Below are 23,399 nucleotides of genomic sequence, written 5' to 3' on the forward strand. Positions count from 1 at the left end.
GAGGAAGCTATGCCCCTGACCCGCATCCCTCCCCGCCCTGATCTGGTCGTGGCCCTGGACCTGCCGGACAAAGACCGCGCTTTGAGCCTGGCCCGCAGGCTGCGCGGCGTCGCGCCCTGGTGCAAGGTGGGCATGGAGCTTTTTACCCTGGCTGGCCCAGCCCTGCTGGAATCCCTGCGCGGTCTGGGCTTTAACGTCTTTCTGGACCTGAAATTTTACGATATCCCCCACACGGTGGCCCAGGCCGTCAAGGCCGCCGCTGCCGGCGGCGCGGACCTGCTCACCCTGCACTGCCAGGGCGGGGAGCGCATGTGCCGCGCGGCGCGGGAAGCGGCGGCGGGCCTGCCCGGCGGCGGGCCGCTGCTCTTCGGCGTCACGGTGCTCACCAGTTTTGCCCAGGGCGAAATGCCGGGCATTGTCGCCGCACCCCAGGACTTTGCGCTCTCTCTGGCCCGGGGCGCGGCGGCCTGGGGACTGGACGGCGTGGTCTGCTCCGGCCATGAAGTCCCAGAGATCAAAAAAGCCTGCCCCGGCCTGCGCTGCCTCTGCCCCGGCATTCGTCCGGAAGGCGCAGCCGCGGACGATCAGCGCCGGGTCATGACGCCCGCCATGGCCGTGGCCGCCGGGGCGGACTACCTGGTGGCGGGCAGGCCCATCATTGCCGCGCCGGATCCGGCCGAAGCCGCACGGGCCATGGCCGCCGCCATCCGCCACGCGGCCCTGCGCGCCCAGGGCGTTCCCCCTGCGGCGCACAGCCCGGCGTAAGGCCCTGCCGCCAGCCGCGCCGATGTTGTTCCGGCACCGTTAACCGCGCCAGACACTTTGGCAGAAGAGAAAAAGCATGACAGCCCCTACGCCTTCATCCGCTCCCCAGGCCGCCTCCAAGGCTGCCGCCCCCGTCACCAACGGCAAAACGCAGGTGCGCGGCGTGTTTTCGACCCAGGAAGTCCGCAAGGTGGGCACCGGCACCACCACCCGCAAAACCGTGCAGAAAAATTTCTGGTTTGTGGAGCAACAGGGCACGGTCATCCAGTGCCAGCCCCTCAACCCCAATTATGTGCCCAGCGGCCCCAAGCGCACCATCACCATGGATGAGCTGCTTACCAAATTCGCGCCGGAACCGGAGTTCTACCTCAATTCCGTGTTCCCCAAGATGCTGGAATTGCAGCGCAGCGTGGAAAACGGCGACAGCCTCCGCGAAAAGGGCGACACCTTTGCCGCCGAGTTTGAATACGACCACGCCCTTAAAATCGACGAAGAGAACGTGCGGGCCAACTTCGGCATCGGACTCACCTACCTGGAACGCGGCGATACGGAGCGCGCTCAGGATATCTTCAAACGCCTGGTCAAGCTGGACGGCGCATTTGAGCCGGAGCACAAGCACCTGTTCAACGAGTTTGGCATCAGCCTGCGCAAAAACCACATGCTGGAGCAATCCCTGGCCTACTACCGCCGCGCCCTGGAGCTGACCAAGAACGACGAAAACCTCTACATGAACATGGCCCGCGTGCAACTGGAGGCCAAAGACCTGCCCAGCTGCGTTGACAACCTGCTGGAAGCCCTGCGCCTGGCCCCCCGCCACGAACCTTCCCTCAAATTCCTGGCCTGGCTCATCCAGAAGCAGATGGTGCCCGCCGACAAGGTGGACGACGTGCGCACGGCCCTGCAGGCCGCCGCCCAGGCCGCCGCGCCCCAGGCTCCTTCCGGCGCGCCAGCCGCAGCGCCGCCCTCTGCACCGCAAAGCGGCGGGACGCAAGCGTGAAAACCTGGCGACAACGGCAAGCGCCTGAGGGACAGCCCTCTGCGCCGCCCCAGGCCTGGGCCGAAGAACTGGGCATCTCTCTTCCCCTTCTGGAGCTGCTCTGGCGGCGGGGCTTTACCCGCCGGGAAGCTATGGACGCCTTTCTTTCCGCCCGGTTGGGCGCGCTCACTCCGCCCGCCCGCTGGCCGCAGATTCCGGAGGCCGCCGACCTTCTGGCCCGCGAACTCATGGCGGGCAAACCTCTGGCCGTCTGGGGCGATTACGACGTGGACGGCATTACGGCCACGGCCCTGGTGCTGGACGTGCTGGAAAGCCACGGCCTGGACGTCCGCTGGCACATCCCGGACCGCCGCAGCGAAGGCTACGGGCTCAACCTGCCCCAGGTGGAGGCCCTGGCCGCCCAGGGCTGCCGCCTGCTGCTCACGGTAGATTGCGGCATTGCCGATGTGGCCGCCGTGGCCCGCGCCCGCGAGCTGGGCCTGACCGTGGTGGTTTCGGACCACCACCTGCCCGGCCCGGAGCTGCCCCCGGCCCAGGCCCTCTGCAATCCCCGCCTCTGCCCGGAGGCGGAGCTGCCCTACCCCCACCTGGCGGGCGTGGGCGTGGCTTTTTACCTTATGGGGGCGCTCAACGCCGCCCTGGCCCCGCACACGGGCCGCCGCCACCGCATGGACAACGTGCTGGATCTGGTGGCCCTGGGCACGTTGGCAGACGTTATGCCCCTTACGGGCGAAAACCGCATTCTGGTGCGCGGCGGGCTCACCTACATGGCCGCGGCCGCCCGGCCGGGCCTGGCGGCCCTTAAGGCCGTGAGCAAACTGGACCCGGCCGCCGCCCTGAGCAGCGGGCAGGCCGTCTTTCGCCTGGCCCCGCGCATCAACGCCGCCGGCCGCATGGGCCAGGGGGCGCTGGCCCTGCGCCTGCTGCGGGAAAAGGACCACGCCAAAGCCGCCGCCCTGGCCCAAGAGCTGGACGCCCTCAACACCAGCCGCCGCCAGGAGGAAGAACGCATCCACACCGCGGCCCGCGCCCAGGCCCTGGACCTGCTGGACCGCGAGCCCCGCGCCGGTCTGGTGCTCTACGGCAAGGACTGGCACCCCGGCGTGGTGGGCATTGTGGCCTCGCGCATGGTGGAGGAATTTTACCGCCCCACCGTCATCCTCTGCGACGACGGCGGCTGCGTCAAAGGTTCCGGCCGCTCGGTGCGGGAATTTGACCTCCACGCGGGCCTGGCCCGCACGGCCTCCTGCCTGCTGGGCTTCGGCGGGCACCGCCTGGCCGCGGGCGTGCGCCTTACGCCAGGCAACGTGGCGACCTTCCGCGCGGCGTTTGAAGCCGTCTGCGCGGACATCCTGGGCACAACGCCCCTTACCCCCAGCCTGACCCTCGAAGGCGAGCTGGGCTTTGACCAGGCAAGCAACCGCGACTTTCTCAAGGAGCTGGAGCTGCTGCGCCCCTTTGGGCCCGGCAATGCCGAGCCCGTCTTTGCCTCCCCCCCCCTGCTGGTGCGCGACCGCGCGCCCCTGGGCCACAGCCGGGAACATGTGCGCCTGCGCCTCCAGGATGAAACCAGCGGCATCACCCTCAGCGCCAAAGGCTGGGGCCTGGGCAAAAATATGCCCGCCTCCCTCACCGGCCGCCGCATCCGCGTGGCCTATACGCCCAGACTGGATACCTACAACGGCGTGGCCTCCGTAGACGTGGGCATCAAGGACTGGCAACCCGCGTAACAAGTATTTTTGCGAGGGAGGACGCTTTGTTCAAAAAGCGCCCTCCCTCATCCCCCCACCCCGCAAAAACTTTCATCCTTCTCAGCCGGCACGCCAGGCCTATCCTGTGCATAGGCCGCACCCGCCAATGAAAAACGGCGCAGTCGGAAAATCCTGGCCGCGCCGTTGCTGTTGCCCCGGACATGCTTTCGCGGCCTAAGGCGTTTCAAAGTCGAAATGCCCTACCCCTGCTTCATCTGCTCGATAAGGCCGCGCAGCACCTGGGCCTGGCGGGCCAGGTCGGCCACGGAGCCGGCGGCGTGGTGCATGGCTTCGGAAGTTTCAGCGGAGATGCGGTTCACGTCCTCTATGGAGTGGTTGATTTCCTCGCTGGCGGCGGACTGTTCTTCGGCCGCGGCGGCGATGGACTGCACCTGCTGGGCCGTGGCGTCCACCAGGGAGACAATCTCGTGCAGAGCTGCGCCGGATTTGCCGGCCAGCTCGGTGGTGCCGACCACCACTTCCACCACATGCTCCACATTATCCACGTTTTTGCGCGTGCCGGACTGGATTTCGTGAATGGCGTCGCCCACCTGCTTGGTGGCGGTCATGGTTTTTTCCGCCAGTTTGCGCACCTCATCGGCCACCACGGCAAAGCCGCGCCCGGCTTCGCCCGCGCGGGCGGCTTCAATGGCCGCGTTGAGGGCCAGGAGGTTGGTCTGGTCTGCAATGTCGGAGATAACGCCCAGGATCTGCCCGATGCCTTCGGCCTGCTGGCCCAGCACGGTCATTTCGTCCTTAAGGCCCAGGGCCTGTTCGCGCAGGTGGCCGATGCCGTCCACCACCTGGGCCACCACGCCCGCGCCGTCCGCAGCCTTGGTTTTGGCTGTCTTGGCCGAATCCGCCGCTTCGGCGGCGTTGCGGGCCACTTCCATGACTGTGGCGTTCATTTCTTCCATGGCCGTGGCGGTTTCGCTGGCCCGGGCGCTTTGGCGCTCGGCCCCGCGGCTGGACTGCTCCACCTGGGCGGAGAGCTGCTCAGAGGCTGTAGTCACCGTGCCCACCACGCCTTCCAACTGGTCCGCGGCCTGAAGCATGCCCTCGGCCTTGGCCCGTTCGGCTGCGGCGCGGGCGGCTTCGGCCTCGGCTGTGGCCTGGGCGGCGCGTTCCGATTCCTCCTGCGCCTTGCGGGTATTTTCGTCCGCCTCGGCAATCTTGGCTTTGAGGTTAGCCACCATGGCGCGCAGGGCGTCGGCCAGTTTGCCTATTTCGTTCTTCAGGCGCAGGTCCAGGCTGGCGTTGAGGTCGCCGCCGGCCACCACGCCGGCATAGGCTTCCAGCTTGCGCAAGGGGCGGATAGCCACCTTTTCCAAGGTCAGCAGACAGACCACCAGCAAGAGCACCACTGCGGTTATACCCAGACCCAGCATGACGTTGCGCTGCTGCTGGGCCGGAGCCTGGATTTCGTCCAGATCCATAGTGAGGGCGACCTTCCAGTTCCAGTCAGGGACTGTGGCCCAGGCCAGCATCCGCGACACGCCGTTGCGCACATAGGGCACGCCCTGGCCGGAAGACGCGGCCAGCATTTCACGCACGCCGGGGTTGGCGCTGTGGTCCTGGAGCACCAGGCTGCTGTCTGGATGGGCCACAAACGGCCCCCCTGGGGCAATGATGAAGGGAAAGCCCGTCTGCCCTATTTTGAGGGTCTTGATATATTTTTCTTCCAGACTGTCAATGGCGTAGGACATGCCCACCCCGCCCGCTATCTTGCCGGCCTCGTCCAGCACCGGGGCCGTCACGCTGACGATAATCTTGCCCGTGGCGGAGCTTTTGGTGGGAGTACCGCTGAAGCCGGGCTTACCGGTCAAAGCCGCCCGCACATATTCCCGGCCGGTCAGATCGCTGAGCTGCGCAGAACTCTTGCCTTGAATGCAGAGAGCGCGCATCCGGCCCGCGGCGTCAAAGACGTACAGGGAATTGACGGCAGGCGAAGACTGCGACATGGCTGAAAGGAATTGGTGCACCCCTTCAAGCCCATCGCCTGTTTCCAGATAATGCTTGACCTTGTACGCCTTGGACATGCCGTTGACCAGCATGGACAACTGCTCGCCGAAGTCGCCCAAGGATTTGGCAATGGTCTCTGCCATCAGCCCCATCTCGCGTGTGCGGGCCTCCATAGTGGCATTGTAGGACAATCTGGCCACCACCCCCACAAGGGAAGACTGCACAACAATGATGACCATGCCAATCAGCAACAGTAGGACCACTCGAATACTGCGGAACATGTCTGTAACTCCTCATAAAAAAGCCATTTACACGCTCCAAACACGCCGGCCATGCGGGCTGCCACCACACCAAAGCAGGTTTCCCCGCAACGCCGTGCCCCGTTTTGCCGACCACACCCACCAACCTCAGACGCCATAGGGCGTTTCAACTTTGAAATGCCCTGGCGGCTGCGTGAGCAGACGCCCGCTGTGGAGGCGTAAGCGCAATTTATTTGCGCTGTTAAGCGCCGAAACAAGCGTGCCTTAAACTTTGAGAATGCCTGCTCTCAAAGTTAATCTGCTCCAGATCAGCCGACGCCACTCCGCGCCGGTCTCGCGCAAAAGATATTGCCGCTGCCGTCGTCGCTGCACGGCCGGACATTCCCCTTATCGGGAAATATTACTTTTCCTTTAGCTCAGCCGCACATTTTATCCATAAAAGGTCAAAAGAAAATCATCTGTCGCATGCAGAACGGCAATTCCACCGCTGGAAAACACTGCGATGTAGAAAAAATACATAAAAATTTTACCATATACAGTAAAACTGCATTCACCACGATGAAATATCGTACACGCTGCCTTCCGCAAAAAAGAACGCCCTGGATTGTCCAGGGCGTTCACAAGCTGCGGTCCGCGCACTGCAGGCGCGGGCATGGGCGCTTCAGGCCGGCGCAAACCGGATCAGGCCGCCGCGGCCTTGCTCAGGGCCTCGGCCAGCCTTTGCTGGATATATTCCCGCATGCGGGCGTCGTCCTCATCCAGGTTAAAACAGTGCGCATCCTCGCCCAAAAGGCCGCCGGGGACAAAATCGCCCTTCTCTTCAGGATCCGCAACCATGTCGTCGTAGAAGCACACGGAAAGCCAGCGATTTTCCGGTTCGTCGTCCACCACGTCCACCAGCACAAAGAGTTTGCGGTCGCGCTGCGCCGCATGAACCGCCCGCAAGGAATAACTGATGCCGGGACGGGCCTTGAACTCCAGGCTCACGCCGGGCTGAGCGGCCAGATAGTCTTTATACGCCGCAAAAGCCGTTTTGACGTTGCTGGGGTCCGCCTTCCACCCTTCCAGAAAATCCTGCACGGCGGCGTTGCAACTGCTGTTCATAAACGCTCCCATGGCAAAAAAATACGGCACAAAACCGTGCCTGCAAGGAGGGCCGGGCCTGTTCAGCGGCCCCACTGCCAAGGGGGGGTGCCGATGTTAAGGCCCCAGATGCCGCGCCGCTCCAGCACGGCCTGATGTTCCTGGATGTACCAGCGACGGCAGAAAACAGCCCTGCAACGCTGGCGATCCACCCAGGCCAGGCCCTCCATGACCAGTTGATAATTGACCGAGGTTCCCCCCACCTGCACGATGGCCACCAGAGGGCCGTCCTCGCTTTCGCCCACCGGATCGACACTCACCTTAGTGCCCACGGGCATGAGCGCGGCCAGACGGGCGCGCGCCTCCGGCCCCAAAGGCTGCTGCAGGGTGGGGGCCTCTATGCCGTAAAAACGCAGCACGGCATCGGGCTGCGTGCCTTCCGGCGCATAGGCTATGGTGACGGTATTGCCGTCCTCCACATGCAGCACATAGCCTTCCCGCGCTTTGGCCGCAGCGTTGGAAGCGGCCAGCAGGCCCAGCAGCAGCACGGCGCAGAATTTCCCTCTGGACATGGCGGTTCCCCCGGTACCGCAAGAATGCCCGCGCCGCCAAACCTTTGTCAAGGCGGCGGCGCGGGCGTTGAGGGCAGGGGATTGGCAGACGGGGCGCTACAGCACGCTCTTGCCTATCTGGTAGGCGGCCACCGCCACGACATAGGCCAGTGCCGTATTGAACAGGATGCTGAAGGCCAGCCAGCCCCAGCTGCCTGCCTCCTGCTTGATGACCACCAGGGCCACAAAGCAGGGGGAGTACATGAGCACAAAGAGCATCAGGGCCAGAGCCGAAGCCGGGGACCAGTTGTCGTCGGCCTTAAGGCGGTCGGCCAAGGGCGCGGCGTCCTCAGGATCCTGCTCGCCCAGGGCGTAAGCCGTGCCGAGGGTGGCCACAATGGATTCCTTGGCGGCCACGCCGGCCAGCAGGGCGATGTCCGTGCGCCAGTCAAAGCCCGCGGGGCGGGTAAAGGGTTCCACGGCCTTGCCCAGACGCCCGGCCACGGAGTAAGAGAGCTCCTCTTCCGAAAGCGTGTTCTTTGCCTCGCCCAGCTGGTCTTCCAGGGCGGCGCGGCCTTCCGCGCCTTCGGGCAGGGCGGAGATCTGCTCTTCAATCTGGGCGATCTGCTGTTCAAAGGGAGCGGCCTTGTCCTCAGGCAGGCTGGGGAAGGTCATGCCGGCCCAGATGATCACCGCCACGGCCACCAGGATGGTGCCGGCCTTTTTAATGTACATCCAGGCGCGCTCCCAGCAGTGCAGCAAAAGGCCGAAAGGCGTGGGCATGCGGTAAGGGGGCAGCTCCATCACAAAGGGCGTGGCCTCGCCCTTGACGATGGTGGAGCGCAGGAAGCGCGCCACCAGAAGGGCGATAACCCAGCCGGAAAGGGTGAGCAGGAACATGACCGTGGCCGCGTTGTCCGGGAAGAAGGCCCCGGCCAGCAGCAGAAAGACCGGCAGTTTGGCGCCGCAGGCCATGTACGGCAGGGTCAGCAGAGTGGCGAGCTTTTCCTTGGGGCTGCGCAGAGTGCGGGTGGCCATGGCCCCAGGGATGGCGCAGCCGCCGGCAATGCCGCCGGCAATGATGTAGGGCATGACCGAGGCCCCGTGCAGGCCGAAGAAGCGGAAAATGCGGTCCATCATGTAGGCCACGCGGGCCATGTAGCCGCTGTCTTCCATAAAGGAAATAAGCACAAACATGATCAGGATGAGCGGCACAAAGCTGAGCACGCCGCCCACGCCGGCGATGATGCCGTCCACAATAAGCGATTGGGCCAGGCCCTCAGGCAGGACTGCGGTGATGGCATCGCCCAGCCAGGTGAAGCCGTCCTCCACCCAGCCCTGGGGATACGCGCCCAGTTCAAACGTAACCTGAAACATGAGGTAGAGCACGCCGATCATGATCAGCGGCCCGAAAAAGGCGTTGGTCAGCACCTTGTCCAGCTTGTCCGAGAGGGCCAGCCGATCCTTGCCCGCGTCCTGCCGCACGATGCCGTCGCGCAGCAAGCTGCGGATATAGCCGAAGCGGTAGTCGGTGATGATGGATTCCAGGCTGGTGTTGAGCGTATCGCGCACATGGGCCGCGGTTTTGTTGCAGAGGTCCTGGAGATCCGTGGTGGTGCGCGCATCGGCGGCGCGCGCCTCGTGCCAGATTTCGCTGTCGCCTTCCAGCATTTTGAGGGCCACCCAGCTGGGCGCATAGCGGTCCGTCAGAAGCCGGCTTGCTGCGATGCGCTTTTCCATGTCCGCAATAACAGGGTCAAGGTCGCTGCCGTAGGAAAAGCGCAGGGGTTCGCGTTTGCCTTCGCGGGCCAGGGCAATGGCGGTCTTCATGGCCGCCTTGAGCCCCTCGCCGCTGCGGGCCACCATGGGCAGCACGGGGATGCCCAGCAGGCGGCTCAGGTGCTCCATATCAATATGGATGCCCGCGGCGCGGGCCTCGTCCATCATGTTGCAGCAGAGCACCAGGGGGGCGCCCATTTCCAGCATCTGGATGGTGAGGAGCATGTTGCGCTCCAGAGCGGAGGCGTCCACCACGTCGATAACCGCCTGCACATGGCCGGCGCTCAGTTCCCGCCGGGCCACCAGCTCTTCCTGCGAATAGGCGGTCAGGGAATAGGTGCCGGGCAGGTCCACCACGGTGACGGGCGTGCCGTCCACAACAATGTGCCCTTCCTTCCTGTCCACAGTGACGCCGGGGTAGTTCCCCACATGCTGGCGCGCGCCGGTGTAGCCGTTAAACACCGTGGTTTTGCCGGAGTTGGGATTGCCCGCCAGGGCAACGCGCACCGCAACGGCCTTCTTGCCGGGCCCATCTTCAAGGTTTTCAAACTGACGAACAGCACTCATGCACGCACCTCCCGCGCACGCCCGGGGCCCTGCGGCCGCCGGCTTGCCCCAAGATTCAGATTTCGTCCCCGGCCGTGGCCGGTTCGCGTCAAGGGCCGCGCCCAAAGCGCAGCCTGCCCCACGCGCCGTATCCGGACCGCGAGGACTACCCCAAAAAATTGCCTTGAGAATTGAAATTCAATTCCGAAGCACTTGTGGTGTAGACGCCCTTGCGCTGAAAGTCAAGGGTGCAGCAGAAAAAAAGATGCCGCACGGCGGAGGGCGCGGCGTGTGCGGTCGTGCAGCCGCAGGGGGCATATGGCAAGGCGACGGCGCGGCGGCCCCGTCTTGCAGGGGAAGCGATGCCGCGCCGCGGTACGGGGGCGCTTCCGCCGCCGCCAGCTCGCGGCCGGAGCCGTATGGGCGGGCGGGTGCCCAGCGACCGGGACGCCCCTGGTTCAGAAAACACGTCAGGCCGCAACGGCCCCGCCCCAGGTCTGGCGGTCAGGCCAGCACGGCGCGGGCCTCGGCCACGCGGGCCTCTTCCTCGCGGCCCAGGGCGCGTAGGGCGCGGGCCAGGGTCTGCCACGCCTCGGGCCGGTCCTGCAGGCCGGCGCTTTTGCGGGCCAGCATCTCGGCAATGGCGGGGTCTTCCCCCCCATCCAGGTAAATCCTGGCCAACAGCAGCATGGCAGCGGCGTCCTGCGGGTTGCGCACCAGGGCCTCGTGCAGCAGCTCGCGGGCCTCGCCTCCCCGGCGCTGGCGCACGGCCACTCGCGCAAGACAGCGCCGGGCCACGCTGGGCCCTTCGGGATGCGCGTCCTCAATGGCGGCCGCCTGTTCGTAGTGCCGCCTGGCCTCGGCCCGGCGGCCGCCCTGCTCACAGAGCTGCCCCAGACGGATATGGGCAAAAAGATGCTCCGGCGCGATCTTGACGCACTGGCGGAAGTAGCGGGCCGCAGCCCGGCGTTCGCCCAGGCTCTGGCAGACAGTGCCCAGGTTGTAGTAGACCTGCTCCGCCGCGGCCGGTTCCGGCTTATGGCGCAGGGCCTCCAGAAAATGCCGCCGCGCCTCGTGCTGACGGCCCAGGGCGGCCATGCACACGCCAAGAGAATTCCAGGCCATGACGTTGCCCGCATCCGCCAGCAAGGCCAGCTTGTATTCCTCCACCGCGCCGAACACGTCGCCCAGGCTGTAACGCCTGTCAGCGCTGATGTTCAGGGCCAGGGAGTTACAAACCCCGGCGCGCGGTTCCGGCAGCAGCAGCGCGTATTCCAAGGCCTTGAGGGCACAGTCGGGCATTTCCGCCTTGCGGAAGCGGAGAAAAGGATAACCCGCCAGGCCCGCGGCTGCGGCCAGACCGCACTTCTGCAGCGCCGCGCACAGCGCCTGATACGCGGGCAGCAGCGCGGCTGCCGGCTGGCCGGGATGAAAAAAGATCAGGCTGTTGCTGCCGTAAAGGCCCGCCAGGGGAGCCTCCGCCGCCGAGATCCCCGCCATTGGGGCACGCCAGAGCTCCAGAGCTCTGGCCAGGGGGTCCGCGCCACGCCTTCCCCCTTGCACAGGGCCATTCCCTTCGCCGTTGCGCGCCGTTTCCAGGCGCAGCAAAGCCAGGGTAAAGACGGCGCAGGGCTCCGCCGCCCCGGCGAAGCGGCGCAAAAAATCCCCATGCCCGCACAAATCGCCGGGCAGCGCTCCGGCGGCCGGGGCCGCGTGCGCGACGACGGATGCGGACGCGGCCTGCGCCGCCGCTGCGGGTTCCCTGGCCGCGCGCTCCTGCCGCCCGCCGTCCGCAGGCGTTGTTTCCGCCTGCGTCAGGGGAACGCCCCCCTCCTCCAGATCCGGGCTCAGGCCGGGCCCGGCCCCCAGCAGGGTCAGCCCGTCGCCGGGCGCGGGCTGGTTGGTGGCGTCGGCCAGGTGCACGATCTCGCCCACTGCATCCGTATCCCGCGCGCGCAGCAGCACTATCTCGCCCTTATTGCGCGGCTCGCCCCCCGGCGTTCGGTCCCAGAGGGCAAAGCGCATGCCTTCCCTGGCCTTGGCCTGACGCCCCAGGCTCACCCGCACCCGCCCCAGGGGCAGATTTTCCAGCACCAGCCCGCCTTCCTGCAGGATGCGGGCAAAGGGCATGACGCAGCAGGCCTTGCCCGGCGCGGCGCACACGGCCTGTCCAGCCACATCGGCGGCCAGCCTGGCGCGGTCCATGCAGCGGCGGGCCTGCTCGCTCATGGGCATCTTCATTTCCGGCCCCTGCATATCCTGCGGATAAAGGGCATGCCCGGCACAGAGCTCCAGCGGCGCGCGCTTGCGGGTCAGGGGCAGGCGCGTCTCCACGGCCCGCATGCGCTCCAGCGCGGCCACAGCCAGCTTATGGCACGCGCCGCGGCCGCTGGCCGCCAGCAAAAAAGCAAATTCATAGCGTCCCACCCGGGCCGTCAGCACGTCCGAAGGCAGATCCGCGCGGCAGGCCGCCGCCAGTGCCCGCAGCAGATCCTGAACAAAGCCGTGCCCCGCCAGCCGCAAGAGCTCCGGGCCGTTCTGCAGCCGCACCAGCACAAGCCCCATGCACAGGCGGTGCAGGGGGGCCTCGTGTCCGCCGGCCATAGCCGGGTCTTCCAGATGAGCGCGCACGCGCGCCGCGGCCTCTTCCATACGGGAAAACAACACGTCTTCCGTGGCCAGGCCGGTAAGCGCGTCCGTGCGGGAGGCCCGCACCCAGGCCAGATTATCCAGACACAAAGCCGTCACGGCCGGCAGCACGGGCAACAGGGCCCGCGCCGCGCGCGCCCGCACGCCGTGCAGCATGAGCACGCCCAGCGCCCGCCCCTCCCGCTGCAGCGGGAGCAGGAGCCGACGCTCCCGCGAAAGGAGCTGCGGCTCCGTGGGGGCATGCTCCGTGGGAAAATACAGCGCGTGCCCGCTGAAGGAGAAAAACGCCTCCAGCTGCCCGCAGAGCAGCCCTTCCATTTCGATGATGTCTTCACGCTCCAGCCGGGGAGGGGATAACAATGGCTTCATCCTGAAAGTGTAGGGCGGCGGCGGCGAATTGTCTAGAAAAATTCAGGAGACCCGCAGCCTCCGCCCTTGCCCGGTGCCTGGTTCCGGGCTAGACTGAAATCCGCTCTATCTTTCAGACCGGCGCTTCCGCCAAAGGATCTTTTATGGCCGTTGCAACCTTTCCCCTGGGCCCGCTGGAAACCAACAGCTACCTGCTGCACACCGCCGCGCAGGCCGTGGCCGTGGACGTGGGGGGCGACCCCGCGCCCATGCTGGACTACCTGCGGGAGCACAAGCTCGCCCTGGCGGCCATCTGCATCACGCACCGGCACTTCGACCATCTGTACGGCGTGGCCGACCTGGCAAAGGCCACGGACGCGCCCGTCTATGTGCCCCAGGGCGACGACGCCCTGGCCCAGACCGAATCCAGCCAGGGCGGGCTCTGGGGCTTCCCCCCGGTGCCGCCCTTCGTCAGCCAGCCCATGCCCGAAGGAACCGCCGCCTTCGGCGGCATGGACTGCCAGATACTGAACACGCCAGGCCACACGCCGGGCGGGGTTTCCCTGTACTTTCCGACGGAAGGCGTGGTCTTTACGGGCGACGCGCTCTTTTACCGCTCCATCGGTCGCACGGATTTCCCCGGCGGGGACCACGAAACCCTGCTCCATTCCGTGCGCGACGTGCTCTTCAAGCTGCCCGACGCCACGCGCGTCTTCCCCGGTCACGGCCCGGCCACCAGCATCGGCGACGAAAAACTGAATAACCCCTTCTGCGGCGAATTCCCCTCATGAACCGGCCGCTGGTCCTGCTCTGCAGCCCCCACCCCAACGGGGTTTCGGATACGGTAGCGGCCCTGTTCGCCCAGGGCATGGCCGACGCGGGGCAACAGCTGCGCCTCCTGCCTTTGCGGGATTACGCCTTCGCCCCCTGCACCAACTGCGGGGGCTGCGCGGCCCCACCCCACCGCTGCACGCTGGATACGGCCAACGACAAGGCGGCGCAGATCCTGCAGCTCATTCTGGACGCCCCCCTGGTGCTCCTTTCCTCCCCCATCTACTTTTATTCTCTGCCCGCGCACTTCAAGGCGCTTATCGACCGCTCCCAGCGCTTCTGGGCCGGGCAGGCTCACGATGCCGGGCACGCCGCCGCACAGCTCAAGCCGGTGCTGGCGGCCCTCTGCGCCGGACGCTCTCGCGGCAACAAGCTCTTTGCCGGGGCCCTGCTCACGCTGAAATACTTTCTGGCCCCGCTCCATGCGGGCATCCGCGAAACCCGCCTCCTGCGCGGGCTGGAAACCACGCAGGATCTGCTGGAGCGCCCGGCGGTCTGCGGCGCGCTGCGCTCCTGGGGGCACGACTGGGGCAGCCGCCTGGCCGCGCTGCCGCACGAAGCCCCCCACGGTCAGGCCGCACCGGACCTGTTCGCGCCACACCTGCCCGAACTGGATCCGTCCGCACCGGATCTGCCTCCCCAGGACCGGTGAACGGCCTTCCGCCTTTCCCGGCCCTGCCCGGCCCCGCCGCCTGGCCGCGCCTGCTGGGCCTGCTGGGCCTGCGCCAAAGGCGCTGCCTCCACTGCCTTGCCCCCTTCGTCCCTGCCCCCAACGCTGCGGGACACAACCCGGAAGCCCTGCTCTGCCCGGCCTGCCGCCCTTTGCTGGGCCCCTATGCCGGACCGCGCTGCCCCGCCTGCGGCCTGCCCCCGCCGGACTTTGCCCAGCGCACGGACCTAGGCGGCCTGTGCGGCCGTTGCCTTACGGAACCGCCCCCCTGGAGCGGCCTGGCATTTTATGGCCTGTACACGGGGGAGCTGCGGCATCTGCTGCTGCGCCTCAAATTTGACGGGCATCTCTATCTGGCGCCCTTGCTGGCCGGTCTGCTGCTGCGCGCTGCCCGGCATTTGCCGCGCCCGGACGCCCTGCTGGCCGTGCCGCAACACCCCGCCCACCTGCGCCGCCGCGGCTACAACCAGGCCCACGAGCTGGCCAGGGCCCTGGCCGCAAGCGCGGGCCTGCCCCTGCGCCCCGTCCTGCTGCGCCGCACAGCGCCGGGCCCGGCCCAATCCACCCTTACGGCGGCGCAACGCCGGGCCAACGTTCGCCACAGCTTTGCCGCCGCTGCGGAGGCGCAGGGGTTGCGCCTCTGGCTTCTGGACGACGTCATGACCACGGGCAGCACCCTGGCCGCGGCCGTCACCGCCCTGCGGGCCGCCGGGGCTGCGGCGGTGGACGTGCTGGCCGTGGCTCGCACGCCGCTGGACGAACACAGCACATGACAATGCCGGGCGCTTTCGCTATACTGGGGAGCGCGATTGTGTAGAATTGTTATAGAGTTGGCGCAGGGTACGCCCGTGCCTCCGGGCCGGCGGCAGAAAACCGCGCCGACACGATGCAGACCCTGGCGAGGGATCCCCCTTCGCCGCTGCCTGTCCTTGTTATGGACAGGCCCAGTGAGGACCACCATGCCGCACACCATTTTAGGTTTTTCCGCCCCGCGCCGCGCGCGGTCCGGTTGCCGCCGCGCGCCGCACGCCCTTGCGCGCCCGGCCCTGTTCTGTCTGCTGCTGACAGGGCTGTTCCTGACCGCCGCCCCCACGGCCCAGGCGCAGGTGACCCTGCTGGTGCCGAGCGCCCCCAGCGTGGAAGCTCCGCCGGAGCGGGCCGCAAAAGTCGAGGCCAGGCCCGAAACGGCGAAAAACGCCCCCAAGGCCGAAGCAAAGCCCGACGCCAGGGCCCGCGAGGACAAAAAAAATAAGGAGCAGAAGCCCGACGGTCCGGCCGAGGCCCTGCCCGCCGCCGCAGGCGCGGCGGCCCCTGCGGCGGCCAACGCCACCCTGCCCGCTTCCGCGGAAGCGCCTGCGGCTGCGCCGGCTGCGGAAGCGCCCCAGCCCGACATTGATGCGGAAGTGGACGTGCTTATCACCATGCTGCGGCCCTTCCAGTACGAGGGGCTGGTCATGGACATGCCCCAGCTTTTCGCCGTGCTGCGCTACGACAACGCCACGCCCCTCAAGGAAGGACATTTGCAGCCCGAACGCCGCGACCTGCTGGGCGATGTAGAGGAAATCCGCTACCTGGACCAGAAGGCCTGGGGGGCCAACGTGGCGCTGAACAAACCCGGCCTCTATCAGTTCATCATTGAGGCCCGGCCCTGGTGGGACGCCGCCCGCCAGCGGTTTGTCCAGCACTATGTGAAGACCATTCTGCCCGTGTACGGCGTAGAGCGCGGCTGGGACGCGCCCGTGGGGCAACGCTTTGAAATTGTGCCCCGCACGCGGCCCTTCGGCCTTATGGCGCCGGTTCTGTTCAGCGGCCAGGCGCGGCTGGAGGGCAAGCCCCTGCCCAACGCTCTGGTGCGCATGCGCCGCATCAATATGGAAAAAACGGCCGTGCCCACCCCCTGGCACGAAGAACTGGTGGCCAGGGCCGACAGCCAGGGCGCTTTCTCTTTTGTGCTGGGCCAGCCCGGCTGGTGGTGCTGCCAGGCCGAAACTGAAGGCGCGCCCCTCAAGGGGCCGGACGGCCAGCCCAGGCCCCTGGATATGGGCGCGCTGCTCTGGCTTTTTGTGGACGCCCCGCCCGCCGCGCCGCGCCAACGCTGAGCCCCTTGTTTGGGTGTACAGCTAACTGCAGCGTTTTACCCGCTTTTTTGCGATAGCGGGTGCGGAGCGTGCTGCCTTGGCCTTTTTTGTCCGGAGCGTGTATATTCAGCCATACATTGCCGGAGAGCCTCGGAGCAGGTTTTCGTCCGCCGTGGCGGCGGGCAGCCCTGAGGGCTTGCGGCAGCGCTTACGGGAACCGTTGCGGCCGGGCTATCAACCGCACAAACGCTCCAAGGAGAACAGCATGAACACCAGCGCGAGAAACGTGTTTCGCGGCAAAATCGTCGCCGTCCATTCCGGTGCCGTCAATGACGAAGTGGAACTGGCCGTGGAAGGCGGCCCGAGCATTGTGGCCTCCATCACCCAGGTGAGCACCAAAAAGCTGGGCCTCAAGCCCGGCGTAGAAGCCATGGCCCTGATCAAGGCCAGCTTCGTGCTGCTGGTGGAAGACGCGGAAAACTATCTGCTTTCCACCCGCAACCAGTTTCCCGGCACCATCGGCAAGGTGACCCCCGGCGCGGTCAACGCCGAAGTGGTGGTGGACCTGCCCGGCGGCACGTCCATTGCCTCCATCGTGACCATGGGCAGCGTGGAAAAAATGGGCCTCAAGCCCGGCAAAAAGATCACCGCCGTCGCCAAGGCCTCCCAGGTCATTCTGGCCGTGCCCAAATAGGATTCAGCCTTTAGAACAGATTCCCTTTGTGAATAGGTATTCTCAAAGGTTACGACACGTTCGTTCCGGCGCTTGCCAGCGCAGCTGCATTGCGCTTACGCCCGCACGGCGCGCGTCTGCCCGCGCAGCCGCCCGGCAGTGCAACGTTACAACGCCGTATATCAGCGGCACCTGCCCGGCAGAGGCTGCCCCCTTTCATGACAAAAACGCCCCAAGGCCGTAAGGCCCGGGGCGTTTTTTGCGTCAGCTGAAAGCCTGCTTATTTGAAGGCCTTCTCAAAATTGGGAACCACCTGCTTTTTGCGGCTCATGACGCCGGGCAGCCAGACGGAATCGCCCGCGGGCTTGACGCCGAAGGCTTTTTCCACCACGGCGGGGTTGTCGGAAACGATGAGCATTTCCGAGCCTTCCTTCATGATGTCCGTGAGCAGCAGGAAGACGCTGTGGCGGCCTTCGCCCTTGACCTTGGCGATCTCGGCCTGCAGGCCGGCCTTGACGGGCTCAAGGATGGAGAGGTCCACCACTTCCAGCTGGCCGATGCCCACTTTGTTGCCGTTCATGTCAAAGTCTTTGTAGTCGCGGAAGACCAGGTCGTGCATGGAGGTGCCGTCCACGGCGCTCTTGACCTTGAACATCTCCATGCCCAGCTTGACCACGTCGTCCACGCCCACAATCTTGGCCAGCTCTTCCACGGCTTTCTTGTCGGCAGGGGTACAGGTGGGGGACTTGAAAATGACGGTATCGGAGAGAATGGCGCAGAGCATGCCGCCGGCGATACTCTTGGGGATTTCCACGCCGTAGAAGTCATACATGTTCTTGAGCACGGTGTTGGAGCAGCCCACGGGCCAGATCCAGGCTTCCAGCGGCGTGGAGGTGGTCACGTCGCCCAGCTTGTGGTGGTCCACAATGCCCAGCACGGTGGCGGAGTCCATGCCCTTGGGGGCCTGGGCCAGGTCGGAATAATCCACCAGATACACTTCCTTGCCGGCCACGTCGGAGACCACCTGGGGCGCCGTCAGGCCGAACTTCTGCAGCACAAAGGCGGTTTCCGGGGAGGGCGCGCCCTGAGCCACCGGGGTGACGTCCAGGCCGCGTTTGCCGTACAGATCGGCGGCGGCAATGGCGGCAATGATGCTGTCGGTATCGGGATTCATGTGACCAAGAACTAATGCGGACATGGCAGTCTCTCCTTCCGTTGGTTCGGGTATGGGCGGTACCGTGGCACCGCTTTGTTCTCTTTAGCACAAAGTCAGGTCCATGCCAAGACCTTTTGCCGAAAATTCCCGGCTAAAACGCAGCAAAATTACAATAACATATTATAATATTTATATGTTAGACTGCGATTTACCCTTCTCGTGATTTTTTTATTTTTTCCCGGCCCTGGGGTGAGCCGCGTCATAGGTCTCCACCAGCCGTTCCAGGCTGACCTGCGTATAGCGCTGGGTGGTGGTCAGCCGTTTGTGGCCCAGAAGCTCCTGCACGCTGCGCAGGTCCGCCCCCGCCGCCAGCAGGTGGGTGGCGAAAGAGTGGCGCAGGCTGTGCGGTGAAACCGTCACCGCCAGCCCCGCCCGCCGACAGAGCCGCGCTATGATGCGCGCGGCCTCCCGCCGCTGCAGCCGGGCCCCGCGCGCGCCCACAAAAAGGGCCGTTTCTTCCGGCAAGGCCAGCAGGGGCCGCTCGCACAGCCAGGCCTGCAGGCGCTCGCAGGAGGCGTCCGAAAGCGGCGCAAGGCGCTCCCGCGAGCCCTTGCCCATAACCCGCAGCACCTGCGATGCAAGCTGCACGTCGTCCTGGTCCAGGCCCAGGGCCTCGGAAATGCGCAGGCCAGATCCGTAGAGCAGCTCGGCCAGGGCCAGATCGCGGCAGAGCAGGCGCTCCGCCTCGGCCGTAGCCGGCTGCCGCGCGCCGGGCGCGTCCAGCAAGGCGAAGGTCTCGTCCACATTGAGGGCGCGAGGCTGGCGTTTTTCCTGCCGGGGATTGCGCACCTGGGCGGCCACGTTCTCCCCCACCCGGCCGTTGCGCAGCTGAAGCCGAAAAAAAGAACGCGCCGCCGCCAGCTTGCGCGCCATGGAGCTTTTAGCCTCCCCCTGGTGGAACAGCCAGGCCAGAAAGGCCTGCACATGCCGTTTGGTCACGGTTTCTGGACGGCCCAGGTCCACCCCCTGGCCGCGCAAAAAATCCCGCAGCTGGGCCAGATCCGCGCCGTAGGCCCGTCGGGTGGCCTCCGCCGCCCCGCGCTGCACAACCATCCAGGCCAGGAAGGCGTCGATAAGCCTTGCTGCCGCGTCCGACCCGTCCCGTCCGGCCGGCTTGTCCAGCCCTTCTGGAGGAAAGTCGGCCGGGCGCGCCGCTGCGGCCTGTGTTCCTGCCGCGTCCGCCGCAAACCGCTCGCCATCCGCTCCTGACGCCCGCCGTTCTTGCCGCTTCATGCCTGCACCTCATAACGCGCCCCTGGCAGCCGCCGCACCTTGCCCTGCATCTCCAGCCCCACCAGAAGGCCGCTCAGGGCCGCCGGGGCCAGGCCCAAAGCCAGGCCCAAAGCGTCCACCTGCAAGGGACCGCGCTCCCGCAAATGCGCCAGCAGCCGCGCGCCCTGCGCCTCCGGGGCCAGCAGCGCCGCCACCGGGGGCGCGGGGGGCGTCGGCTCCACGGCAGAAGGGGCCGGGGCGGCCCCCACCGCTCTGCCCGCATCCCCGGCGGGCGCAGCCGCAGCCACGGTCTGGGGGGCTGCCCCATCCGCCGCCGCAAAACCGTCTGCCGCGGCCGCCTTTTCAGCTTCGGGCAGAGTATCGGGACTAATGCCGTAGGGCAGCAGCCGCGCCGCCAGATCGCGCAGCACGTCCTCGGCGTTGAATACGGGCCGCGCCCCCTGGCGCACCAGATCCTGGCTGCCCAGGCAGTGCGCGTCCAGGGCCGGACCGGGCACAGCGTAGACTTCCCGGTTCTGCTCCAGCGCCAGCCGGGCCGTGACCAGGCTGCCGGAGCGGCTGGCGGCCTCCGCCACCAGCACACCCAGCGCCAGACCGCTGATAATGCGGTTGCGCACGGGGAAGTTGGCCGCCATAGGCGGCGTGCCGGGCGGGAATTCCGAAACCAGCAGGCCCTCGCGCTCCATAGCCGCGAACACGGGGGCGTTGGCGGCGGGGTAACGCACGTCAATGCCCGTGCCCAGCACGCCGATGCTGCGGCCTACCTGGCCCAGTGCCGCCTCATGGGCCACGCGGTCAATGCCCTGGGCCATGCCTGAAACAATAGTCAGCCCGCAGGCGGCGAGGCAGCGCGCCATATAGGCCGCCGCGGCCTTGCCTTGGGCCGTGGCCCGGCGCGAGCCCACCACGGCAAAGACGGGCGCGCGCAACAGGCTGCCGTCGCCCCGGCAGTAGAGCACGGCGGGCGCGTCGGGAATCTCCCGCAATAACGGGGGATAGCCCGGATCAGACCAGAGCAGGATGCGCGCCTCCAGGCCGCGGGCGCTGTCCCATTCCCTTCTGGCCGCCGCGCGCCAGGATTCGGCCGCAAATTCCCGGGATGCCGAGAGCAGGCCGGCATCCCCCCAGCGCTGCCGGGCCTCCACCGCGCCGTAGGCGCTGCCGTACAGCCGCAGCAGTTTTGCCAGCGTACGCGCGCCTATGCCCTTGCAGTGGCGCAGGGCCAGAGTAGCCCAGAATTCTCTGCGCTGATCCGCATCCATCGCCCGCCACGGGCGTCCCGCACTTTCCGTCGCGTCCATGCCGGGCCCCTCAGCGGGCCAGCCCCCGCGCCCGCACCAGGCCTGCCGCCTCGGAGTGCGGGAAGCGCCGCAGCACTTCCCCATAGGCCTGGGCCGCGCCCTGGCGGTCGCCCAGACGGCTCAGGCTCATGCCGGCCTTGAGCAGGGCGTCGGCGGTTTTGTGGTGCCGGGGCCAGCCCGATTCCACCTTCCGGAACTGGTCCAGGGCCTCGCCATAGCGGCCCTGGGCGTACAGCCCTTCGCCGATCCAGTAGGTGGCGTTGGGGGCATAGCGCCCCTGCGGATAGCTTTGCAAAAAAGCCTGAAACTGCCCGATGCTCTGCGCGCTTTTGCCGGAAAGCGCCAGCCGCAGGGCCGCCTTGTAGGCGGCTTCCTCGCCCTTGGGGCTGGCGGCCGCGGCCGGAGCGGACGACGCAGACGCAGCGGACGACGCGGCGGTTCCGGCCGGGGGCGAAGCCTGCCCTGCGCTTTGCCCGCTGCGCTGCCCGGCGGGCCGGGACGCGGAAGCTGCCTTGGATGCGCCCTCCAGCGGGGGCAGGCCCAGACCGGCGGGCTCCGGCGGCAGGGAAAGTTCCTTGGGCGGCAGGCTCGGCACAGGCACGGACGTATTGCCGCCCGCGCCGGAGGCCGCTCTGCCGGAAGAACTCGCGGCCGCTCCGCCCTGGGCGGCTGCGCTGCGCTGCGCTGTCGGCGCGGGTTTACCCGCAGGCGCGGCAGCGGAACCGACCCCCGCCGGGGCCGCGGGCATACTTTCCGGCGGCAGGCCCAGAACGCCGGGCACGGCCGTGCGGCTGGCCCCCTGGGTGGGCACGACGGCCGGATTCCGGGCGGCGGGAGCGCCCCCTGCCGCAGGGGCGACAGACGCCGGGCGAACCGCACCAGAAGATTGCGCCGGGGCCTCCATGCGGCCGGGGAAGGGACGCGGCGGCGCGGCGGGGTTGATGCGCACCCCCTGCGGACCGTCCTGCGCTCCGCCGGACGGCGGCGCGGCGACAGAGCTGTGGACGGCGGAAGCCGTCGTTGCCGTAGCCCCTGCGCCGCTCTTTGGCCCGGACGCAGCCGCAACGGGCGCGGGTGCGACGGGCGCGGCCTGCGCCTTTGCCTCCCTGGCGGAAGCCGACGCCGCAGACGCGGAGGCCGGGGGCGACGCTGAGGCCGCAGCGGGAGCAGGCTGCACGGGCTGCGGCGGCAGGATGGGCACTACGCGGTAGCTGGTTTTGCGCCCGCCCGCCGTGCGGACCTCATAGACCCGGTTGTTGAGCCGGGCCACCTGGCTATCCAGCGCGCCCACGCTCTGTTCCAGGGCGTTCAGCCGCCGGTCCACGGTCTGGAGGCGTTTTTCCTGTTCGGCCTGCGCTTCCGTGCGCGCCTTGCCGGCGCAGCCGGCCACACACGCAAGGCAGCTCAACACAATGGCCAGTGAAGCATATTTCATATCCGGAAATCTCCGCACGAAGTTCCGCCCCGGCCCACACGCGCACGCGGTTGTCAGACGGCCCGGAATTGTGTCTTCGCCTGCCTGACCCTTGCGGCCAGAGCATTTTTCAGGCAAAAACAGGCGTGTCGCATTTTTTGTGAACATAGCGCACCAGCACTGACCAGCGCAAGACCGTAAGGAGCAGGCATGAGCTTTTCCATTCCGGTGCGGAAACCCGTGGGCGGTATCCGATGAACGTTTTGCAGGACATCCTGACGGCGGGCGGCGTCTGGCTTGACGCCCTGCGCCAGCTGCTGGCGGCCCATCCCCTGGTTCAGTCAGGTCTGGAGGCCGTTGCCCTGGCTGTGCCCCTGGCGGCACTGGCGGCCTTTGCCGGCCTGGGCTTTGTTTCGGGTGCGGCGCGCCTGCTGGCGGTTACGCGGCGACGCGCCTCCTATGAAAAATGCGCCCGGCAGCTGGCCCTGCTGGCCCTGACGCTGGGCTGGCCCCTGCTGGTGGGCAGCCGCATCTGGCTGTTTTTTACGCACGGTTCCTATACGCCCGATTCCCTGCCGGCCTTTATGGCGGAAATGGCCTGGATTCTGCTGGGCCTGGCCGTGCTGGTGAGCAGCCTGTACTTCTCCCTCTGGAAATTCCTGCCCAAGCTGCCCGTGCTCCACGCGGCGCTGGGCATCATCAGCGGCATCCAGGGCTGGCTTGCCCTGGCGGCCACCCTGGCCGCCGCCCGCCTGCTGGCGGCCTTTGCGCTGCCGGAGGCCGCCAACCTGACCCTGGGCGGCCTCTTCCTGCCCGGCTGGCTCTCCCCCTTCTGGTGCGCCCTCTACGCCACCCTGCCTCTGGCCCTGGGCCTGGCCGGCGGCACAGGCGCGCTGTGGCTGGCGCTGCGCCGCCGCCGGGACGACTTCGGCCGCGACCACTACAACGCCATGATCCCCTGGTGCGCCGTGTGGGCCAGCCGCGCCTGGACCCTGTTCTGGCTGGCGCTGCTGCTTTCTTCCGGCCTTGCCGTCTACGCGCGCTGGCAGGGCGGGGTCTTCACCACGGGCAACGCCCTGTGGGAAAGCGCCCGCCTACTGCTCTGGCTGCTGCCCGCCGTCCTCTGGGCCGTAGTCTGCCGCAGCGCCGCGCCCTTGCGCCACAAGCCCGCCCTGCTGGCGGCCCTGCTGGCGGCCATGACCTGCCTGCCCTTCTACGCCACGGCCGTTACGTCCATCGCCCTGCCGTAGCCAGGAGCCTTTGCCCCCGCGTCCGCAACACGCGCCCGGCGC

The 23,399-nt window shown here is 67.2% G+C and carries 18 protein-coding genes; 9 read left to right on the forward strand and 9 right to left on the reverse strand.

Annotated features, from left to right (window positions below):
• Positions 1-9: 9 nt before the first annotated feature.
• The 3 genes from pyrF to recJ all read left to right on the forward strand — a co-directional run bounded on the left by pyrF (position 10) and on the right by recJ (position 3,492).
• Positions 10-765, forward strand: coding sequence for an orotidine-5'-phosphate decarboxylase (gene pyrF / locus BLS55_RS00390; RefSeq protein WP_092152354.1), 756 nt, complete (start codon positions 10-12; stop codon positions 763-765).
• A 76-nt stretch (positions 766-841) separates the two neighbouring features.
• Positions 842-1,762 carry a tetratricopeptide repeat protein gene (locus BLS55_RS00395; RefSeq protein ID WP_143339486.1) on the forward strand — a complete coding sequence of 307 codons (921 nt, stop codon included), beginning with the start codon at positions 842-844 and terminating at the stop codon, positions 1,760-1,762.
• Positions 1,759-3,492, forward strand: coding sequence for a single-stranded-DNA-specific exonuclease RecJ (gene recJ / locus BLS55_RS00400; RefSeq protein WP_092152355.1), 1,734 nt, complete (start codon positions 1,759-1,761; stop codon positions 3,490-3,492). Before BLS55_RS00395 ends, recJ begins: the two co-directional genes overlap by 4 nt.
• 221 nt (positions 3,493-3,713) lie before the next feature.
• On the opposite strand, the gene BLS55_RS00405 is transcribed toward recJ, so the two are convergent.
• From BLS55_RS00405 to BLS55_RS00425, 5 genes are all read right to left on the reverse strand, one after another.
• On the reverse strand, positions 3,714-5,756 hold the full coding sequence (locus BLS55_RS00405) for a methyl-accepting chemotaxis protein (RefSeq protein WP_092152356.1): 2,043 nt from the start codon (positions 5,754-5,756) through the stop codon (positions 3,714-3,716).
• A 660-nt stretch (positions 5,757-6,416) separates the two neighbouring features.
• Positions 6,417-6,839, reverse strand: coding sequence for a hypothetical protein (locus BLS55_RS00410; RefSeq protein WP_092152524.1), 423 nt, complete (start codon positions 6,837-6,839; stop codon positions 6,417-6,419).
• Between the two features lie 62 nt (positions 6,840-6,901).
• Complete coding sequence (locus BLS55_RS00415) at positions 6,902-7,390, reverse strand: thermonuclease family protein (RefSeq protein WP_257243069.1); 489 nt, start codon at positions 7,388-7,390, stop codon at positions 6,902-6,904.
• Positions 7,391-7,486: 96 nt separating this feature from the next.
• Positions 7,487-9,715 (reverse strand): ferrous iron transport protein B, encoded by a 2,229-nt coding sequence (gene feoB / locus BLS55_RS00420; RefSeq protein WP_092152357.1) that lies wholly within the window; start codon positions 9,713-9,715, stop codon positions 7,487-7,489.
• A gap of 483 nt (positions 9,716-10,198) precedes the next feature.
• On the reverse strand, positions 10,199-12,712 hold the full coding sequence (locus tag BLS55_RS00425) for a tetratricopeptide repeat protein (RefSeq protein ID WP_092152358.1): 2,514 nt from the start codon (positions 12,710-12,712) through the stop codon (positions 10,199-10,201).
• 143 nt (positions 12,713-12,855) lie between these two features.
• Here BLS55_RS00425 and BLS55_RS00430 point away from each other — a divergent pair, with 143 nt between their 5' ends.
• From BLS55_RS00430 to BLS55_RS00450, 5 genes are all read left to right on the forward strand, one after another.
• Positions 12,856-13,482 carry an MBL fold metallo-hydrolase gene (locus BLS55_RS00430; RefSeq protein ID WP_092152359.1) on the forward strand — a complete coding sequence of 209 codons (627 nt, stop codon included), beginning with the start codon at positions 12,856-12,858 and terminating at the stop codon, positions 13,480-13,482.
• Complete coding sequence (locus BLS55_RS00435; protein ID WP_092152360.1) at positions 13,479-14,174, forward strand: flavodoxin family protein; 696 nt, start codon at positions 13,479-13,481, stop codon at positions 14,172-14,174. Before BLS55_RS00430 ends, BLS55_RS00435 begins: the two co-directional genes overlap by 4 nt.
• Positions 14,171-14,965, forward strand: coding sequence for a ComF family protein (locus tag BLS55_RS00440; RefSeq protein ID WP_143339487.1), 795 nt, complete (start codon positions 14,171-14,173; stop codon positions 14,963-14,965). The genes BLS55_RS00435 and BLS55_RS00440 overlap by 4 nt, the downstream gene beginning before the upstream one ends.
• 186 nt (positions 14,966-15,151) lie before the next feature.
• The gene (locus BLS55_RS00445; protein WP_092152361.1) at positions 15,152-16,291 is read left to right on the forward strand and encodes a DUF4198 domain-containing protein; all 1,140 of its coding nucleotides are present in this window, start codon (positions 15,152-15,154) and stop codon (positions 16,289-16,291) included.
• Positions 16,292-16,535: 244 nt separating this feature from the next.
• Positions 16,536-16,964, forward strand: coding sequence for a TOBE domain-containing protein (locus tag BLS55_RS00450; protein ID WP_092152362.1), 429 nt, complete (start codon positions 16,536-16,538; stop codon positions 16,962-16,964).
• A gap of 259 nt (positions 16,965-17,223) precedes the next feature.
• On the opposite strand, the gene BLS55_RS00455 is transcribed toward BLS55_RS00450, so the two are convergent.
• The 4 genes from BLS55_RS00455 to ybgF all read right to left on the reverse strand — a co-directional run bounded on the left by BLS55_RS00455 (position 17,224) and on the right by ybgF (position 22,128).
• The gene (locus BLS55_RS00455; protein WP_092152363.1) at positions 17,224-18,141 is read right to left on the reverse strand and encodes a manganese-dependent inorganic pyrophosphatase; all 918 of its coding nucleotides are present in this window, start codon (positions 18,139-18,141) and stop codon (positions 17,224-17,226) included.
• A 186-nt stretch (positions 18,142-18,327) separates the two neighbouring features.
• Positions 18,328-19,392 (reverse strand): tyrosine recombinase XerC, encoded by a 1,065-nt coding sequence (locus BLS55_RS00460; RefSeq protein WP_092152364.1) that lies wholly within the window; start codon positions 19,390-19,392, stop codon positions 18,328-18,330.
• Positions 19,389-20,654, reverse strand: a complete 1,266-nt coding sequence (dprA, locus tag BLS55_RS00465) for a DNA-processing protein DprA (protein WP_257243071.1) — start codon at positions 20,652-20,654, stop codon at positions 19,389-19,391. Before dprA ends, BLS55_RS00460 begins: the two co-directional genes overlap by 4 nt.
• Positions 20,655-20,703: 49 nt before the next feature.
• A complete protein-coding gene (gene ybgF, locus BLS55_RS00470; protein ID WP_143339488.1) occupies positions 20,704-22,128 on the reverse strand; it encodes a tol-pal system protein YbgF in 1,425 nt (474 codons plus the stop codon).
• A gap of 233 nt (positions 22,129-22,361) precedes the next feature.
• Between ybgF and BLS55_RS00475 the strand changes: the two genes are divergently transcribed.
• A complete protein-coding gene (locus tag BLS55_RS00475; RefSeq protein WP_092152367.1) occupies positions 22,362-23,357 on the forward strand; it encodes a hypothetical protein in 996 nt (331 codons plus the stop codon).
• Positions 23,358-23,399 lie beyond the last annotated feature (42 nt).

The organism is Desulfovibrio legallii, from assembly GCF_900102485.1.
Lineage (GTDB): Bacteria > Desulfobacterota > Desulfovibrionia > Desulfovibrionales > Desulfovibrionaceae > Desulfovibrio > Desulfovibrio legallii_A.